Below are 15309 nucleotides of genomic sequence, written 5' to 3'. Positions count from 1 at the left end.
CCTATTCTTCGTGTCGCGGACCTCAGCACTCAGCACGTTCCTCTCAGGACTCAGCGCTTATCTCTCAGCGCTGCCATGGCGCCTGCTCGTCGGCCCGCAGTCCGAGATCCTGCGCGGCCTGCCGGACGGTTTCAGCCTTGATCTTCCCGTCCTGCCGTTGCAGCGCGTACAACGTCGCAACCACGAGATGTTCGGCGTCGATCTCGAAGAACCGGCGCAGCGCCTGTCGCGTGTCGCTCCGCCCGAATCCATCGGTACCCAGCGCAAGCAGGCCGCCGGTGATCCACGGCGCGATCTGCTGGCTGACCAGCCGGACATAGTCGCTGACGGCGACGCAGGGGCCGTCGAGTCTCTGCGTCGTCCTTTGAAGATAACTGACGCGCGGCGGCTCCCCCGGATGCCACATATTCCAGCGCTCGGCCTCAAGCGTCCTGACGCGCAGCGTCTTGTAACTCGTCACGCTCCACACATCCGCCGCCACACCGTAGCGTTGCAACAGCAGATCCTGCGCCCGCAACGCTTCGTTCACCAGCGGGCCGCTCGCGAGAAGATGCGCCCGGTGCTTGCCGCGGTCCGGCGCCGGCCGGAAGCAGTACATCCCTTCGCGGATCCCTTCTTCCGCTTGGGGCGGCATCGGCGGCATCGGATACGGCTCGTTGTAGAGCGTGATGTAGTAGAACAGCTCTTCCTGATGCCGGTACATGCGCGCCATGCCGTCCTGCAGAATGACCGCCAGCTCGAACATGAAGGCCGGATCGTAGGCCGCGATCGTGGGATACGCGCTCGCCAGCAGTTGGCTCTGCCCGTCCTGGTGCTGCAGCCCTTCGCCTTCCAGCGTCGTGCGTCCTGCCGTGGCGCCCAGCAAGAAGCCGCGCGTCCGCATGTCGGAGGCCGCCCAGATCAGATCGCCGACCCGTTGAAGCCCGAACATCGAGTAGAAAATGTAAAATGGGATCGTGTTGACTGCATGGGTCGCGTAGGCGGTGCCCGCGGCGATATAGGAGGACATTCCGCCGGCTTCGGTGATGCCCTCCTCCAGAATCTGCCCGTTCTTCGCCTCGAAATAATAGAGCAACGAACTCTTATCGACCGGATCGTAGAGCTGACCGACGTGCGAGTAGATGCCGTATTGCCGAAAGAGCGCTTCGAGGCCGAACGTGCGCGCTTCATCGGGAATGATCGGCACCAGATGCTTTCCGAAGTCTTTGAGGCCGAGGAGTCGAGCCAACATGCGGGCGAATCCCATCGTCGTCGAGACCGCCCGGTCGCCGGATCCCTCGATGAACTCCTTGAACTGGTCGAGTGCCGGAGTCTGCAGGGCTTCGACCGTGACGCGCCGTTCGGGAAGCGGCCCACCCATGGCCTTGCGTCGCTCAACGAGATAGGCCGTCTCCGGGCTGCCGGCCGGCGGCTTGAAAAAGGGCGTGCCCTCCAATTGCTCGTCCGACACCGGGACGCTGAACCGCGTGCGGAACTCGCGCAGCTCCTGCTCGTTCATCTTTTTCTGCTGATGGGTGACGTTCCGCCCCTCGCCGGCTTCCCCCAGCCCGTAGCCTTTGATCGTCTTGGCCAGAATCACGGTCGGTCGGCCCTTGTGCTCGACGGCGGCTTTGTAGGCGGCGTAGACTTTCTGCGGATCGTGCCCCCCGCGCAGCATCTTGTGAATCTGCTCGTCCGAATAGGTCTCCACCATTTTGAGCAGGCGCGGATCGGCGCCGAAGAAGTGGGTCCTCGCAAACGCACCCCCTTCGACCGTGTACTTCTGGTACCAACCGTCGACGACCTCACCCATGCGCTTCACCAGCAGGCCTTCGTCGTCTTGCGCCAGCAACGGATCCCAGTGGCGGCCCCAGATCACCTTGATGACATTCCAGCCGGCGCCGCGGAAGCTCGCTTCGAGCTCTTGAATGATTTTCCCGTTGCCGCGCACCGGTCCGTCGAGGCGCTGGAGATTGCAGTTCACGACCCAGGTCAGATTGTCCAGGTGTTCCCGGGAGGCCAGAGTCAGCGCACCGAGACTTTCCGGCTCATCGGTTTCGCCGTCGCCGACGAAGGCCCACACGCGCTGTCGGCTCGTGTCCTTCAGCCCCCTGTCTTGAAGGTAGCGGTTGAAGCGCGCCTGATAGATCGACATGATGGGCCCGAGTCCCATCGAGACCGTGGGGAACTCCCAATAATCGGGCAGGAGCCACGGATGAGGATAGGACGACAGGCCTCGTTCGCCGCCGCTCAGCTCGCGACGGAAGCGATGCAGCGCCTCTTCCTGGAGGCGGCCCTCAACAAACGCGCGGGCGTAATTGCCCGGCGCGGCATGCCCCTGGAAATAGACCTGGTCGCCTCCGCCCGGCGCGTCCTTCCCCTGCAGAAAGTGGTTGTAGGCCACTTCGTACAATGTGGCCGTCGAGGCAAACGTCGAGATATGCCCGCCGATCCCCGAGTGCTGCTTGTTCGCCTTGATCACCATGGCCATGGCGTTCCAGCGAATGAAACTGCGGATCCGCCGTTCGATCTCCAGATTACCGGGGTAGGGAGGTTCGTCGGCGGCCGGGATCGTATTGATGTAGGGCGTATTGAGCGGCGCGGAGACGCGTGCGCCGGCGGCACCGAGGCGGTCGCGGAGCCGCTCGAAGAGGTAGGTCGCACGCGCCGGGCCGTGCTGCTTCAGCACATACTCCAGAGAATCCAGCCACTCGCGGGTTTCCTCCGGATCGGTATCAGTCTGCGGCGGACGTGTGCGCTCGTCGTCGCTCATGCGGTGGCCTCGAGAGGTTCAGTATCATCTTACAGAGATGGCAGGCGGAGCGCAAAAATAAATGACGGGGTCCCCTCGCGTTTCGCTCACCGACCTCCCGTAGGGATCCGCATCGACTTCGCCGGGCGGAAATCCTCCTGGAATTCTCTCAGTCACGGTTGTACTCAACCGTGATTCTTCGGTCAGTTCCAGCTTTCCTTCCCGGCTCAGCTCGGCGGATACCTCGCCCCTCCGGTCATGTTCACGAATCGGGAAGGCAGCTCTTCGGAGGAAGGAGTGGTCGGGCGGGACTGGCTCCCGTCATAGCCTGGCGAAGGCGGGTGCCTGTCCCGTTTCCCGAACCTTTGCATTTTTCCCTATCCAGTCCCTCCTTTAACCCGAAACTCGCAATCCGTAACCCGAAACTCAGCACAGAGGTCGCTGCAATCCCAGCACGCTCTTACTACCGCTCGACGGAACTTCCAGACGAAGGAGATGATGATCGAAGGCAGGCAAGATGTGCGGGTGAGTGGGAGGGCCGACAAGTGGAGAAAAGGCTGAGGTGCTACTCGAGGGTCCGAACGCGTTGTTCGAGACGTTCGAGCCGTTCTTGTGTTTGACTATAAGAAAGCTGGAGGAGAGCGCGCGTCTCTCTGAATTGCTCGTCTAAATAGGCCCGTTCTTCGGCATGACGTCCGCTCAGATGCATCTGAAACCCTTCGGCGACAAGCTGAAGCTCTTGCCTGAGGTCTTCGGTGAGGACACCCGTGTGGCGTCTTGCCTCAGCGATATCAATCCGAAGTGCTTCGGTGACCTGTTGAAGTTCTTCTCCGAGCTCTTCCCTCAGCCCCTCGGTAAGAACGCCCGCATGATGTCTCGCCTCCGCGATATCAGTCCTGAGCGATTCGGCGGCCTGTTGAAGTTCTTCTCTGAGCTCTTCCCTCAGCCCTTCGGTGAGGACACCCGTGTGGCGTCTCGCTTCAGCGATATCAACCCGAAGTGTTTCGGTGACCTGTTGGAGATCTTCTCTGAGGACACCTGTGTCGCGCCTGGCTTCGGCAATGTCGGCACGAAGCAATTCGGTCGCCGCACCGATGAGTCCTTGAATTTGTATCAGGGATTCCTGATCCATCACCGATCCTCGACAGTGCGGCGAAAATCTAGAACGTTATAGAGCCGAAGTCAACGATCATGACATTCCAGCGCTTGATTCAATGCCAGATATACATCCATTCAGAGGAAAGGGACTGGCTCCCGCCGTAGCCTGGCGAAGGCGGGTGCCTGTCCCGTTTCCCGAACCTTTGCATTTATCCCTATCCAGTCCCCCCTTTAACCCGAAACTCAAAACTCATAACCCGAAACTCGTCACTCACCACCCAGCACTCTCCCTGGAGTGACCTTCCTTGTCACAGTCTTGCCTTATGATGCCTGCCGTGAGCCTGTCGAACCGGCCTGCCGTGAGCCTGTCGAACCGGCCTGCCGTGAGCCTGTCGAAGGGTAAAATGCCGCCGTACCCGAAAGGAGGATCGATGAAACCACTGTTGACGTCGCGGTTCGAAGAAGCCCTGATCTTCGCCACACACCTGCACGTCACACAGCTGCGCAAAGGCACTGAGATTCCGTACATTGCCCACCTGCTCAGTGTATCCAGCCTGGTCATCACCCACGGCGGGAATGAGGACGAAGCGATCGCGGCCTTGCTTCACGACTCCATCGAGGACCAAGGCGCAAATCCGGCCTTGCTGGCGGCCCAGTTCGGCAAGGCGGTGGCCGACATCGTCGAGGCCTGCACCGATACGGACGTGACGCCGAAGCCACCCTGGCGGGCACGCAAGGAGAAGTATCTCCCGCATCTCGCCGCTGCCTCTCCGTCCGTGAAGCTGGTCGCAGCCGCAGACAAGCTCGACAATCTCCGAGCGATCCTAACCGACTATCGGATGCTTGGACCGGCGCTGTGGAGCCGATTCAACGCAGGGTATGAGGACCAGGTCTGGTACTTCCGCGGCTGCGCGAAGGCCCTGCAGGGCGGGCCAGCCTCGCTGGTGAAGGAGCTGGAAACAGCGGTTCAGCAACTGGAGCAGCTAGGAAAATAAGTCTACCCCAGGCACCTTGGGCGGGCCGAAGCCAACCGGTCGAGCGCGTGCACTCAACCCGCTATTGAGTCATGTGGGCCTTAACAGTGTTGCTGTACTGAAAATCCTTGAAAAATACGTGTAACCCCTCGGAACAGTCTCGCCCTTTGGGACCAACCCACGGCAGAATGATTGCATTCTGAAGCAGAACAGGGTAAGGCTCTCCGCTAATTGCCAGCCGTCGATTCATAGTTTCGGACTAGGCAGCAGGGCATGACGACACCGGAAGACAAAGCCCGCGACGATATCAATGAGTTGCTAGAGAAAGCCGGCTGGAAGGTACAGGACTACAAGAGTGCCAACCTTCACGCCGGCAGGGGAGTCGCCCTCAGAAACTTTCCCCTCGCCGAGGGGCACGGCTTCGCGGATTACCTGCTGTATGTCGATGGAAAAGCGGCGGGGGTGATCGAGGCGAAGAAAACGGGCGTCACCCTCACAGGCGTTGAAGTACAGGCAGCCAAATATAGCGAGGGATTGCCTGTCATCTTACCGGCCTACATCCGCCCCCTTCCGTTTCTCTATCAAAGCACCGGGATCGAAACGCGGTTCACGAACGGCCTCGATCCGGAACCCCGCAGCCGCCGGACCTTCGCCTTTCACAGACCGGAGACGCTAGCCGAATGGATCGATAAGGCGGGGATCCATTCTCCTGGAGAAGCTCGCGAGCACATTGCCGCGCTGAAGCGTGAACCGTACCGTCTCCACTCCACCTTTCGCGGTCTGCTCAGACAAATGCCGCCGCTCAGAACCGAAGGCCTCTGGCCCGCGCAGGTCACCGCCATCAGGAACCTCGAACGGTCTCTCGCGCAGGATCGTCCCCGCGCACTGATTCAGATGGCCACCGGCAGCGGCAAGACCTTCACCGCCATCAACTTCATCTACCGCCTCATCAAGTTTGCCGGGGTCAAGCGCGTCCTCTTTCTGGTTGATCGTGGCAACCTGGGCGACCAAACCCTGAAAGAATTTCAGCAGTACGTCTCACCCTACAACAACTACAAGTTCACCGAAGAGTTCATCGTCCAGCGGCTCACCAGCAATCAGCTCGACCGGACCGCCCGCGTCTGCATCGGGACGATCCAACGGCTCTACTCGATGCTCAAAGGGCGCGAGCTGGCAGCAGAAGACGAGGAAGCCTCCGTCTCGGGTCTCGAACGCCTCTTCAAGAAACCGGACCCCATTGAGTACAACCCAGCCATCCCCATCGAAACCTTCGACGTGATTGTCACCGACGAATGCCACCGGTCCATCTACAACCTCTGGGCGCAGGTGCTCGAATACTTCGACGCCTCTCTCATCGGCCTCACCGCCACGCCCAACAAGCAGACCTTCGGCTTCTTCAACCAGAACCTCGTCATGGAATACAACCACGAGCAGGCCGTCGCCGACGGCGTGAACGTGAACTATGACGTGTACCGCATCCGCACCGCCATCACCCAGGCCGGCTCCTCGGTCGATTCCGGCTTCTATCTCGAAAAGCGCGACCGCGAGACCCGCGCCACGCGCTGGGAACAACTCGACGACGACTTCGCCTACGATCCCGACCAGCTCGACCGCGACGTGGTTGCCGTGGACCAGATCCGCACCGTCATCAGGACGTTCAAGGAGAAGCTCTTCACCGAAATCTTTCCCGGCCGTGAATGGGTGCCCAAGACCCTCATTTTCGCCAAGGACGACTCCCACGCCGAGGATATCGTGAAGCTCGTGCGCGAGGAATTCGGCAAGGGGAACGATTTCGCACAGAAGATCACCTATCGCACCACCGGCGCCGACCCGAAGGAACTCATCAAGGCCTTTCGCGTCTCGCCATTGCCCCGCATCGCCGTCACCGTGGACATGATCGCCACCGGCACCGATATCAAGCCGGTTGAAATCGTCCTCTTCATGCGCGCCGTCAAATCCCGCAGCTTCTTCGAGCAGATGAAAGGCCGTGGCGTCCGCGTCATCAAGGCCGACGACCTCAAGAGCGTCACGCCCGACGCCGTGAGTAAAGACCACTTCGTCATTGTGGATGCGGTGGGCGTTTGCGAGATGGACAAGACCGACGCCAGGCCGATGGAAAAGAAGCCCGGCATCGCCTTCGACAAGCTGCTCCAAGCCGTGGCCTTGGGGAACACCGATGAAGACGTGCTCACCAGCATCGCCGGCCGACTCGCCCGCATGGAGCACCGCATCACGAAGGCAGACGATCAGGCCATCGTGAAAACCAGCGGCGGCCACTCGCTCAAAGACTTGAGCCGCAAATTGGTCGAAGCGGTCAATCCAGACCGGCAGGAAGAGCGGGCCAGGCAACAATTCGGCACTGACAAGCCGACCGAGCAACAGATGGCAAAGGCCACAGCCGCGCTCTTGCAAGAAGCCGCCAAGCCCTTTCAGGACCCGAAGCTGCGCGAATTGCTCATCGACATCAAGAAGAAGAACGAACTCACCATCGACCACGTGAGTCAGGATCACGTGATCGAAGCAGGCTTCAGCGCCGATGCCCTGGCCCGCGCCCGCACCCTCGTGCAGTCGTTCGAAGCGTTCATCCAGAAGCACAAGGACGAAATCACCGCCTTGCAGATTCTCTACACGATACCTGCGCGTCAGAGAGTGACGCAGGCAGGCAAGCGCCTGACCTTTGAACACATCAAAGAACTGGCCGAGGCCATCGAAAAGCCGCCGTATCTCTGGAACGAATCCCAGCTTTGGCAGGCCTATGCCGCGCTGGAGAAGTCCAAGGTCAAAGGGGCCAGCGGCAAACGCATTCTGACGGATCTCGTGTCCCTCGTCCGCTTCGCCATCCATCAAGACAATGAACTGGTGCCCTTCCCTGAACGGGTCAACGCCAACTTCAATGCCTGGCTGGCGCAAACAACCCGTCATTCCCGTGAAAGCGGGAATCCAGAGCCCTTTAACGCCGAACAAATGAGATGGCTCGATATGATCCGCGACCATGTTGCGGCGAATCTCGGCATAGGACCGGACGACTTCGAGTACGCCCCGTTTGCACAGGAGGGTGGATTGGGAAAGGCCCATCGGTTGTTTCCGAATAGCCTTCAGACGATAATAGAAGACCTGAATGTGGCTCTCGTGGCCTAGCCCGCATGATTCACGAGGGTTCGTGACGAAACCGCTGAGACGCCATGCGAGACGGGTGCGCGGAGGCGCGAGGGAAGGAAACATACTGACGCAGTATGTTGACTGACTGAGCGGCGAGCCCGCCCGCCGTGAGGCTTGTCGTAGCGGCGTGTCGGCGGTTGCAGTAGAAGCCTTCGTGAATGATGCGGGCCAGGAGAGGAAGGGCGATATGTCGACTGCCGAACGAATCTTCAAGGAAGCGCAGAAGCTCCCGGACCAGCTCGCACGGCCTCCGCGACAGGTCCACAGAAGCGTTGAAGCAAGCCCAGGAACCGGCGATGCGCCACGTGTGGGACAATCAGGACGACGAGGTCTGGAATGGCGTGTAGGCCCGGCGACCTGGAGGAGGAGTTGACACCATGAAAGCGAATGCAAAGAGAGTTCTGGAAGAGGCCTTGCAGTTGGAGCCTGGCGCCCGTGCCATGATTGCCGAAACTCTCTTGGAGAGTCTCGACTTCGAGGAGGATTTCGAGGTTTCGCAGGCGTGGCGGGAGGAGATTCAACGTCGCTGCGAACAGGTCGATCGAGGGGAAGTGGAGTTGATCGACTCTGATACAGTTATGGCTGAACTTCGGAAAAAGCACGCCTGATGCGAGTCCGGTGGCATCGGGAAGCTCGGATCGAGGCGGACGAGGCGAGATGACCCCGCTGTCATGTTGCGACACACAATTGTCACTTTGGCATCCCCATTCGACTTTTCGGCCTTCTCATTCGTCATTTCGATCCTCCCATTTGTCATTTTGCCCTTTTCATATGTCATTTCGAGCGAAGCGAGAAATCCTTCCCCAAGGAACCCTCCTCTGATGCGAGACCACCGCTACTACGTCTACCTCCTCACCAATTGGAACAACCGGGTCATGTACGTGGGCATGACCAACGACCTCATGCGACGTGTCTATGAGCACAGAAGCCACGTCGTAAAGGGGTTTACCGAAAAGTACAACGTGACCAAACTCGTCTACTTCGAGGAAACCTCCGATGCACACTCCGCAATTGCCCGCGAGAAGGAAATCAAAAAGTGGCGGCGTGAAAAGAAGAACGCATTGGTCATCCAAGCCAACCCGGAATGGCGTGATCTAGGCAATGATCTCGGCTGCCCTGTCATTCCGAGCGAAGCGAGGAATCGTAAAACGCATTACTTGTAGGATTTCTCCCCAGCCCCTTCGCTTCGCTCGGGACATGGGTCGAAATGACAGAGCGTGGCGGATCGTCACCATAAACGGTGTGGTGGGCCAAGACGACGTGAACCGGAGCCGTGGAGTCTTTTGTCATTTGAGCCTTTTGTTATTTGAGCCTTTTGTCATTTCGAGCGAAGCGAGAAATCCTTGTCTCGAGCAACGCGAGAGATCCTCTCCCTCGTCAGAATGATTTTTCCCAAGTTCCCTCGAAAGACTCGGGACAAGGGTCGAAATGACACAACACCAGAAGCTCATTTATCGACTGCAGGCTGCGGATTCAGGCAGGAGGGCGGGTTAGGAAAGGTGCACCAGGTGTTTGGCAGCGAGCTGAACAGGATTATTGAAGAATTGAACGGAACGTTGGCAGCATAACGATGCTGAGCAAGAGCAACCCAACTTGGCCTCAGAAACCGTTGTCCGAAGTGGTCGATCTCAATCCACGTCTTGATAAGTCTGCCTATCGAGATGACCTCGAAGTGTCCTTCGTCCCTATGGCAGCGGTTGAAGCCTGCAGCGGAAGGATGGAAGTTTCTCAGACGAAACACTTCGTAGCAGTCAAGAAGGGCTACACACCTTTTAAGGAAGGCGATGTTGTATTTGCCAAGATCACCCCGTGCATGGAAAACGGCAAAATGGCGGTCGTTCCGAAGCTCACAAACGGCCTAGGGTTCGGATCGACAGAGTTTCATGTCCTTCGCCCGCACGAAGGGATCGACGCTCGTTTCGTTTACTACTTTGTGTCAAGCCAAGGCTTCCGACGTGAAGCTGCCCATCACATGACTGGCGCGGTTGGCCAAAAGCGCGTGCCGCAGTCCTTTCTTGAGGAAGCATCAATTCCTGTTCCGCTCCTTGAAGATCAGCAGCGTATCGTCGCGGAGATCGAAAAGCAATTCTCCCGCCTCGATGAAGCCGTCGCCTCGCTCAAGCGCACCAAGGCCAACCTCAAACGCTACAAAGCTTCCGTCCTCAAAGCCGCCGTCGAAGGCAAGCTCACCGAAGACTGGCGCAAGCAACACCCAGACGTCGAGCCAGCGAGCAAACTCCTCGAACGCATCCTCGCCGAAAGACGAACCAAATGGCCCTACAAAGGTGCATACAAGGAGCCGGTTGCACCAGCGAGCACTAATCTTCCGCCGATACCCACGGAGTGGTGCTGGATGACGCTTGACCAAGCTCTTTGGCAATTGCGGAGCGGTACAGCGGAGACTTCTAGAAGGGAACCCACTGGCTATCCCGTTCTAAAATCGAGTGCCGTTAGACACGGGTTAATTGACTTTGCGGATATAAACTTCCTCCAGAAGTCGCAGAGCCAACGATCTGATAATTTCCTGCGGATAGGAGATTTCTTAATCACACGTTTGAGTGGCAGTGTGGGTTATGTTGGGTGCAGTGCGCTCGTCAAGGATACCGTATGCGACGGAATCCAATACCCTGACCGTATATTTTGCGGCAAACTAGTGCCGGGTATTGATGGGGTATATCTGTCCTACTGCTTCCAACACCCTCATATCCGTAAGACTCTGGGAAAAGCGGCTAAGTCAACTGCTGGCCATCAACGGATTTCTATGACTGACCTCTATCCGCTGACTCTGCCATTGCCTCCTGCCGCTGAACAAGAACAAATCATCGCCGAAGTCGAGCGCCGCCTGTCCGTCATTGACGAACTCGAAGCCACCGCCGAAGCCAACCTCACCCGCGCCGAGCGGCTAAGGCAGTCGATTCTCCAGCGAGCGTTCCGGGGGGAACTCTGATGGTTCGCTTCCATCCTCATGCGCTGGAACGGTTGTCGGAGCGTGGCGCAACGGAGGATGAGGTGCGTGCGACTGTGCTCGGCGGCGAGAGGTTTCCAGCTAAGTTCGGTCGCGCCGGATTTCGGCGCAATTTCCCCTTCGACTCCATGTGGCGGGATCGGCATTATGCGATGAAGCAGGTTGAGACATTTGCCGTGCCTGAAGGGGAGGATTGGCTTGTGATTACGGTGGTGACCCGTTACTATTGAACCGTTCGCGCGGTTCAGGAGGTAGTATGAAACTCACCTACGACCCCCGCTACAACATCGCGTATCTCCGTCTCCACGCCAAGACGGCGGAAGTCGAGACCATTCACGTGAGCGACGAGATCAATGTTGATCTCGCCCCCGATGGCACGGTGTATGGGATCGAACTGCTCAATGCCAACATACAACTGGCTCGAGAAGACGCGGGACAGCTCGTGCTTCAGAACGAGGCGACCGGTGAACGGACTGCGGTCAAGCTGCCGATCGCCTGAGCCGCGGCACTCTTGCCGGAAGTTCGACTCATGACTGTACAGATTCGCCTACTTGATGTGGTGGCGCTGACCGAGGATATCCCTGATCGTGGTTTGCAGCGCGGACAAGTCGGGACCGTTGTGGAATCGCTGAGGCCTGGTGTCTTTGAAGTGGAGTTCGTGGATAACGATGGTAGAACTTATGCCATGCTTCCGTTGAAATCCAGTCAACTGCTCGTGTTGCACTATCAGCCTGCGTGAGACGAATTTACGGTTCAGACGGGAAGCACAGGCTTATGACGAAATGTATCGACTGCAAAGGCCGGATGGTGAGAGGGACCGCTCCCTTTAGTCTGGATCGAAAAGGTTATCACGTCTCCTGGGATGCGGTGCCCGCCTGGGTCTGCACGCAATGCGGCGAGCCCTACTTCGAGTCGCGAGAGGTCGAACTGATTCAGAAGGCCTTAGCCGGCCTCGACCGGAAAAGTTCCGCCTTGGCTGCACCGGTCCATCGCCGTCGAAGCCATAGCGAAATGCTATGAGAACGATCTGCGAGCTTCTTTCGCGATAATCCGCTTCACCAGTCATGTCATCACTTTTGCAAGACGGCCTGCCGGACCTTGCGGACGAATTAACCGCGCTTCTCAGCAGTCAACATGAGGGCGCTTTAGCCGAGCAAGTACCACTGCTTCGACTCACTGACCGGTGTCGCTGTGGTGATGACTTTTGCGCCACGCTCTACACCGCTCCAAAACCAGAGGGAGCTTACGGGCCGAACCACGAAAGCTTCCCCCTGAAACCTTCGTCTGGGTACCTGATCCTTGACCTCGTTGACCGGAACATTGTGTGTATTGAAATTCTCTTTCGCGAGGACATCCGTCGCAAAGTGCTGCAACTCTTCCCCCCAACTTCAGCAGGTCAGCAATCTTCGGAAACAAGCGATCAACCTCAATGAGCCCTTCCGCCATCGTTCAAAAACTCTGGAACTACTGCAACGTTCTCCGCGACGACGGGATGAGCTACGACGACTACCCTTCGGCGAAGCTCAGGACAGGCCCTTCGGCGGGTTCGGTAGGCTCACCGCAGGCTTGGCTCCCCTCGACTCTGCTCGGGGCGGGCAGGGCAGGCGTCGAGCAGTTGACGTATTTGCTCTTCGTCAAGATGGCGATGAGCGTGATTCAATGGTTGAGCTGGTGTCATGAAATTGCCCCATGCTGATCGCCTAGAGATTCCTAACGCCAAGGTGGTCCAGTATCTCCTCTCTTCGACTCATCGAGCAGGCAGGGGAAAGGCGAGGTTCTTTTCTGCGTTCGGACGGTCTGGTTTATAGATGAGGGTGGTCAGGTACCGCGATTTGTGACTGCCTATCCCCTGAAACGGAGGATGCCATGATTCAGGAGTTAGAAGACGTGATTTTGGAGTGTGACCTTCCCAAGCACGACCTGAGGCGTGGCGATATCGGCACCGTCGTGCTCGTTCATCGGGGCGGCGAAGGCTACGAGGTTGAATTTACGACGTTGAATGGCGAGACCGTGGCGGTCGTGACGCTCTTGGCCGCTCAGGTTCGTCCGGCTCATCAGCGTGAGATTGCCCATGCGCGCGAATTGGCCGGGTCCGCATCGTAACAGCGCACCCCTTGAACGCTCCTCGTATCAGGAGAAACGATATGGCCGAAAAAGTGAAAGTCTGGTTCGATCCGGACGCGGACTATCTCGAAGTGCAGTTCCGTGAGGCGCCTGGCTTCATGCGAGCGACGGCGCACGACGCGCTCATGGAGCGGGTCGACGAGCAGGGGCATGTGCTGGGCTTCAGCGTCCTTGGCGTGAGCCGTTTCAAAAAGGATCATCCTCTGGAAGCTGAACTGATGACCGGCTCTTAAGGTGGGGCAGACGAATCTGACCCGTCCGTGAAACTTCCGACTTCATCTCCGCCCTGGCCTGACGACGCTGTTTCGGCGTCATCCGATTTCAGATGAACTCCTCCGCCATCGTCCAAAAGCTCTGGAACTACTGCAACGTCCTCCGCGAAGATGGGATGAGCTACGGCGACTGGTTGCTCTCAAGCGGAACGGACAGCTAAGGGAGTGCTGTGGGCAATTCCTCAGGAAGCTGCTATAAATGGCGGGTGAGCAGGGAGACTCCCCATGAGCGAGATGGTTCATGCGATCGTGAAAGAATTACGCCGACGGCTTGAGGCGTTGTATGGCCCTCGTCTGGCACGGATGGTGCTGTACGGTTCGCAGGCGCGTGGCGATGCCGAAGTGGGTTCGGATATCGATGTGCTTGTCGTCTTGCAAGGGCCGGTGTCTCCTGGGGAGGAGATCGCCCGAACCAGTGATATCATTGCCTCGCTTTCTCTGACGCATGGTGTCGTGCTCTCGCGCGCGTTTGTGTCATCGGACCGGTTCGAACGTGAACAGAGCCCCTTGCTCATGAATATTCGGCGCGAAGGCGTTGCAGTATGACGCCTGATCAGGCGGCGTTGCTTCGTAAGGCCCAGGCCAGCCTTCGTGCAGCTCAACTCCTGGCCGGTGAGAGGCTCTTTGACTTTGCCGTGTCTCGTGCGTACTACACCATGTTTTACGTGGCAGAAGCGTTGTTGCTGGGGCAGGGTCTCTCGTTTTCCAAGCATTCGGCTGTGCTGGCCGCGTTCGGAGAACACCTTGCCAAGCCGGCGGTTGTTCCCTCGCAGTTTCACAAGTACTTGCTTGACGGCGAGGATAGCCGTCATGTCGGTGATTATGATCTCGGGCCCGGGTTATCGGCCGTGGACGCTGCCGAGCAGATTAGTCGGGCGCAGGAGTTCTTGGATTTGGCCGCACGGCTCCTCGGCCCGCTTCCGCCGTCAGACTCACCATAGGTTTCCCGGTCAGCCAGGGTCACGTTCGATCAATAAACAATTCCACCATACAGGCGATCGTGCGCAATGAGCTTCGCCATCGTCCAAACACTCTGGAACTACTGCAACGTCCTCTCTGCCTGCGCCTGCTCGCAGCCATGCAGGCGGGCCAAGCAATGCGCGGCAGGCAGGCGCGACGACCTGTCTGCGTACCTCGCACAGGCAGACGGGATGAGCTACAACGGCTGTGCCCGGGGTTGTCTAAATGAACGTACCTAACAGCGAACGTGCCGTCGTCGAACATGACAAAGTGAGGGACTACCTGCTGAACGAGGCTCATCCGGATGGATACGGGAAGGCGGAGTTCTTTACTGCACTCGGGTTTCGGCGAGAGTCATGGGAGGCGTTGGCTAACGCGCTCCGGCGCGTGGTGCGGGACTCTCCTCTCACAAAAAGCATGACATCCCGTCACGGGCACAAGTATATTGTAGATGGGCTGCTTCAGACACCAGATGGTCGGACGGCAATGGTACGGACTGTCTGGATTGTTGATGCGGGGGGATGTGCCGCGCCTCGTGACGGCCTATCCGAGAGAAGAGGAGCCCTGACCATGATTAAAGAACACGATCGAGTGGTGTTGGCTGCGACCGTGCCCGCCGAAGGGCTTGTGGCAGGCGACGTGGGTACAGTGGTGCATGTCTATCGGGATGGCCAGGCGTACGAGGTGGAGTTCACCACCCTGGAAGGGAAGACTGCTGCGGTCATTACGGTGGAAGCTGCCCAGGTCCGCCCTGTGGGCAAGCGCGAGATCACCCACGCCCGTGAGCTGGCTTCGCGATAAGCAAGAGCCCACGCCGCATCAATGACTTGAGCCCCTCGGCTTCTTCATTCTTTTCATCTTGGATGCGTCTGTGAGCCTTCGGACGATGGATTCCACAGAAGCACCCGTCTCGATCGCAGTTGAACTTGCAACATTGAGGATTAAGACTTTTCGATACTTCTTGGGATTCCCCAGGTAGGGATTGGTTTCAATCAGAGACTTGTTCTTCACGGCTGTAGCCTCTTG

At 58.4% G+C, this 15309-nt stretch carries 17 protein-coding genes; 15 read left to right on the top strand and 2 right to left on the bottom strand.

From position 1 onward, the window contains the following. Positions 1-64: 64 nt before the first annotated feature. Positions 65-2752 carry a pyruvate dehydrogenase (acetyl-transferring), homodimeric type gene (gene aceE, locus P0111_09690; protein MDF0644293.1) on the bottom strand — a complete coding sequence of 896 codons (2688 nt, stop codon included), beginning with the start codon at positions 2750-2752 and terminating at the stop codon, positions 65-67. A gap of 544 nt (positions 2753-3296) precedes the next feature. Further along, entirely contained in the window at positions 3297-3863 is a 567-nt protein-coding gene (locus tag P0111_09685; protein ID MDF0644292.1) for a hypothetical protein, read from the bottom strand. Between the two features lie 397 nt (positions 3864-4260). On the opposite strand from P0111_09685, the gene P0111_09680 reads away from it, so the two are divergent. The 15 genes from P0111_09680 (at position 4261) to P0111_09610 (ending at position 15084) form a co-directional block, all read left to right on the top strand. Beyond that, complete coding sequence (locus tag P0111_09680) at positions 4261-4824, top strand: HD domain-containing protein (GenBank protein MDF0644291.1); 564 nt, start codon at positions 4261-4263, stop codon at positions 4822-4824. 252 nt (positions 4825-5076) lie between these two features. Beyond that, on the top strand, positions 5077-7941 hold the full coding sequence (locus P0111_09675) for a type I restriction-modification enzyme R subunit C-terminal domain-containing protein (GenBank protein MDF0644290.1): 2865 nt from the start codon (positions 5077-5079) through the stop codon (positions 7939-7941). Between the two features lie 398 nt (positions 7942-8339). Continuing rightward, positions 8340-8570 carry an addiction module protein gene (locus P0111_09670; protein MDF0644289.1) on the top strand — a complete coding sequence of 77 codons (231 nt, stop codon included), beginning with the start codon at positions 8340-8342 and terminating at the stop codon, positions 8568-8570. Between the two features lie 213 nt (positions 8571-8783). Next, on the top strand, positions 8784-9125 hold the full coding sequence (locus P0111_09665; protein MDF0644288.1) for a GIY-YIG nuclease family protein: 342 nt from the start codon (positions 8784-8786) through the stop codon (positions 9123-9125). A gap of 407 nt (positions 9126-9532) precedes the next feature. Continuing rightward, positions 9533-10909: a restriction endonuclease subunit S gene (locus P0111_09660; GenBank protein ID MDF0644287.1), complete on the top strand. Its 1377-nt coding sequence runs from the start codon at positions 9533-9535 to the stop codon at positions 10907-10909. Beyond that, complete coding sequence (locus P0111_09655; protein MDF0644286.1) at positions 10909-11157, top strand: hypothetical protein; 249 nt, start codon at positions 10909-10911, stop codon at positions 11155-11157. The genes P0111_09660 and P0111_09655 overlap by 1 nt, the downstream gene beginning before the upstream one ends. Before the next feature lie 26 nt (positions 11158-11183). Then, entirely contained in the window at positions 11184-11426 is a 243-nt protein-coding gene (locus P0111_09650) for a DUF2283 domain-containing protein (protein ID MDF0644285.1), read from the top strand. A gap of 30 nt (positions 11427-11456) precedes the next feature. After that, positions 11457-11666, top strand: a complete 210-nt coding sequence (locus P0111_09645; GenBank protein MDF0644284.1) for a DUF4926 domain-containing protein — start codon at positions 11457-11459, stop codon at positions 11664-11666. Between the two features lie 35 nt (positions 11667-11701). Beyond that, positions 11702-11947: a YgiT-type zinc finger protein gene (locus P0111_09640; GenBank protein MDF0644283.1), complete on the top strand. Its 246-nt coding sequence runs from the start codon at positions 11702-11704 to the stop codon at positions 11945-11947. 409 nt (positions 11948-12356) lie between these two features. Further along, positions 12357-12623 (top strand): hypothetical protein, encoded by a 267-nt coding sequence (locus P0111_09635; protein MDF0644282.1) that lies wholly within the window; start codon positions 12357-12359, stop codon positions 12621-12623. A 170-nt stretch (positions 12624-12793) separates the two neighbouring features. Further along, positions 12794-13030, top strand: a complete 237-nt coding sequence (locus P0111_09630; GenBank protein MDF0644281.1) for a DUF4926 domain-containing protein — start codon at positions 12794-12796, stop codon at positions 13028-13030. 41 nt (positions 13031-13071) lie between these two features. Then, positions 13072-13284, top strand: coding sequence for a DUF2283 domain-containing protein (locus tag P0111_09625; protein ID MDF0644280.1), 213 nt, complete (start codon positions 13072-13074; stop codon positions 13282-13284). A 264-nt stretch (positions 13285-13548) separates the two neighbouring features. Then, positions 13549-13869, top strand: coding sequence for a nucleotidyltransferase domain-containing protein (locus P0111_09620; GenBank protein MDF0644279.1), 321 nt, complete (start codon positions 13549-13551; stop codon positions 13867-13869). Next, the gene (locus P0111_09615) at positions 13866-14264 is read left to right on the top strand and encodes a HEPN domain-containing protein (protein ID MDF0644278.1); all 399 of its coding nucleotides are present in this window, start codon (positions 13866-13868) and stop codon (positions 14262-14264) included. Before P0111_09620 ends, P0111_09615 begins: the two co-directional genes overlap by 4 nt. A gap of 589 nt (positions 14265-14853) precedes the next feature. Next, positions 14854-15084 carry a DUF4926 domain-containing protein gene (locus P0111_09610; protein ID MDF0644277.1) on the top strand — a complete coding sequence of 77 codons (231 nt, stop codon included), beginning with the start codon at positions 14854-14856 and terminating at the stop codon, positions 15082-15084. The last annotated feature ends 225 nt before the right edge of the window (positions 15085-15309 follow it).

The sequence above is a fragment of the Nitrospira sp. genome (genome assembly GCA_029194535.1).
GTDB lineage: Bacteria > Nitrospirota > Nitrospiria > Nitrospirales > Nitrospiraceae > Nitrospira_C.
Note: the sequence above shows the minus strand (reverse complement) of the source record. Positions and strands in the feature narration are given on the sequence as shown.

What these genes read in the sequence shown, in the direction of transcription:
- P0111_09615 (MDF0644278.1), top strand. Translation starts at nt 13,866, where the DNA reads ATGACGCCTGATCAGGCGGCGTTGCTTCGTAAGGCCCAGGCCAGCCTT.
- P0111_09650 (MDF0644285.1), top strand. Translation starts at nt 11,184, where the DNA reads ATGAAACTCACCTACGACCCCCGCTACAACATCGCGTATCTCCGTCTC.
- P0111_09625 (MDF0644280.1), top strand. Translation starts at nt 13,072, where the DNA reads ATGGCCGAAAAAGTGAAAGTCTGGTTCGATCCGGACGCGGACTATCTC.
- P0111_09660 (MDF0644287.1), top strand. Translation starts at nt 9,533, where the DNA reads ATGCTGAGCAAGAGCAACCCAACTTGGCCTCAGAAACCGTTGTCCGAA.
- P0111_09610 (MDF0644277.1), top strand. Translation starts at nt 14,854, where the DNA reads ATGATTAAAGAACACGATCGAGTGGTGTTGGCTGCGACCGTGCCCGCC.
- P0111_09675 (MDF0644290.1), top strand. Translation starts at nt 5,077, where the DNA reads ATGACGACACCGGAAGACAAAGCCCGCGACGATATCAATGAGTTGCTA.
- P0111_09670 (MDF0644289.1), top strand. Translation starts at nt 8,340, where the DNA reads ATGAAAGCGAATGCAAAGAGAGTTCTGGAAGAGGCCTTGCAGTTGGAG.
- P0111_09655 (MDF0644286.1), top strand. Translation starts at nt 10,909, where the DNA reads ATGGTTCGCTTCCATCCTCATGCGCTGGAACGGTTGTCGGAGCGTGGC.
- P0111_09680 (MDF0644291.1), top strand. Translation starts at nt 4,261, where the DNA reads ATGAAACCACTGTTGACGTCGCGGTTCGAAGAAGCCCTGATCTTCGCC.
- P0111_09645 (MDF0644284.1), top strand. Translation starts at nt 11,457, where the DNA reads ATGACTGTACAGATTCGCCTACTTGATGTGGTGGCGCTGACCGAGGAT.
- P0111_09640 (MDF0644283.1), top strand. Translation starts at nt 11,702, where the DNA reads ATGACGAAATGTATCGACTGCAAAGGCCGGATGGTGAGAGGGACCGCT.
- P0111_09635 (MDF0644282.1), top strand. Translation starts at nt 12,357, where the DNA reads ATGAGCCCTTCCGCCATCGTTCAAAAACTCTGGAACTACTGCAACGTT.
- aceE (MDF0644293.1), bottom strand. Translation starts at nt 2,752, where the DNA reads ATGAGCGACGACGAGCGCACACGTCCGCCGCAGACTGATACCGATCCG.
- P0111_09665 (MDF0644288.1), top strand. Translation starts at nt 8,784, where the DNA reads ATGCGAGACCACCGCTACTACGTCTACCTCCTCACCAATTGGAACAAC.
- P0111_09620 (MDF0644279.1), top strand. Translation starts at nt 13,549, where the DNA reads ATGAGCGAGATGGTTCATGCGATCGTGAAAGAATTACGCCGACGGCTT.
- P0111_09685 (MDF0644292.1), bottom strand. Translation starts at nt 3,863, where the DNA reads ATGGATCAGGAATCCCTGATACAAATTCAAGGACTCATCGGTGCGGCG.
- P0111_09630 (MDF0644281.1), top strand. Translation starts at nt 12,794, where the DNA reads ATGATTCAGGAGTTAGAAGACGTGATTTTGGAGTGTGACCTTCCCAAG.